Source organism: Brachyspira catarrhinii (assembly GCF_005518285.1).
GTDB lineage: Bacteria > Spirochaetota > Brachyspiria > Brachyspirales > Brachyspiraceae > Brachyspira > Brachyspira catarrhinii.
In genome coordinates, this window is sequence record NZ_SJDU01000474.1 from 1 (window position 1) to 1,545 (window position 1,545).

Here is a 1,545-nt window from a genome sequence, read left to right on the forward strand (position 1 = left end):
AATATATACTTTACAAAAATATATACTTTACAAAAATATATACTTTACAAAAATATATACTTTGCTATAATCATATCATTATGAATGAAAATAATTGTATTAATTTCTTATCAAACTTTATATCTTATTACTCTCAGTATAAACATAATTTATTAAATTATTTAAAATACTTTATTCTTGAAAAAGAAAATATTATAAATGAAATTAATAAAGGTAAAGAAAAATTAGCTCCGCAAATAAATATTATCAATTTATTAGAAGCATCAAGAATTGAAGTTCCAAATAGTTTTTTATTATTCAATATTTTTAATACATCTTTCAAAGAAAATAATACAGAAATAAATTTTGCAAAAATATTTTCTACATACATAATAGAATATGAATGTAGAAATAAAAAAATAAAAAATATAAATGATATTAAAGTTTATAAAGAATTTAATATTCCAAAAGGAAGAATTGATATATTAATTCAATCTAAAAATTTTGAAATAATTATAGAAAATAAAATTGATGCTGATGATGGAGAAGAACAATTAAAATTATATTATGATAATAGAAAAACACAAATTGATGAGAATAAAATATTCATAGTTTATTTAACCCCAGATGGAAGAACACCTTCTAACAAAAGTATTGACAATAAATTAAGAGAAAAATTGGAAATAGAAAATAGAATATGCTATTTATCACATAATAATATAGCAAATTGGATAGATAATATTTTAACAGAATACAAATTTTTAAAAGAAAATGATAAATATCAATCAATATATTCTTCATTAATACAAATAAGAGATAATGAAAAAATTATAAGCAATACCACAGAGGAGAACAATATGGAAAAAGATATAATTAAAAAATTTTTAAAATCAAATAAAGAAATAGATATTAATAATTTATCAGATATATCTCAATTAAAAAAATTATTTTCAAATGCAATTTCAGTATTAGAAGATTATCAAAAAAATTTTCTTTATAAAATATTAGATGAATTAAAAGATTTAAAAATAGCTCATATATCAAATGATAATAAAATATCAAAATCTGATTGGCTTTTTCGTATAGATATACTAGATGATGAATTAGAGTTATTCTTTGTCCCATTATTGAAATATTATTATGTACAATATAAAACTATAAATCAAAATGATAAAACATTTTTAAATATAGAAAATATATTTGGAAAGTTAAAATCTGTTAAAGGCTGGGAAAATTGGTATGAATCAGAATATATAAATATGGATTTTTTTAATGAAGATGAAATAAATATAAATGATCATACAAGTTATATAAAAGTAGCTGATGAAATAAGAAAAATAGTACAAAAACTAGAAAATGCTATAAAACAAAAAGGATAAATATATGAATGAATGTAAGATTTTAAAAGCGGATAGTTTAAAAAAATTAGAAACAATAATAAATGAATATATAAAAAATGGTTATCAAGTATCTGGAGGAATCACAGTAGAATCTGAAATTATTAGTGGAGTAACTTTTATTCAATATATTGTGCTGATGGTAAAATAAAGGCTTAGTAAATTAATA

Annotated in this window: 2 protein-coding genes; both read left to right on the forward strand. The window is 18.6% G+C overall.

Annotated elements, in window-relative coordinates:
- The coding region (locus EZH24_RS11610) for a PD-(D/E)XK nuclease family protein (protein WP_236847228.1) at positions 1–1,358 on the forward strand (1,358 nt) is incomplete at its 5' end.
- 4 nt (positions 1,359–1,362) lie between these two features.
- Positions 1,363–1,527: a hypothetical protein gene (locus EZH24_RS14280; protein ID WP_161976162.1), complete on the forward strand. Its 165-nt coding sequence runs from the start codon at positions 1,363–1,365 to the stop codon at positions 1,525–1,527.
- Positions 1,528–1,545: the final 18 nt, after the last annotated feature.

Coding starts and splice junctions, on each gene's coding strand:
- EZH24_RS14280 (WP_161976162.1), top strand. CDS start 1,363: ATGAATGAATGTAAGATTTTAAAAGCGGATAGTTTAAAAAAATTAGAA.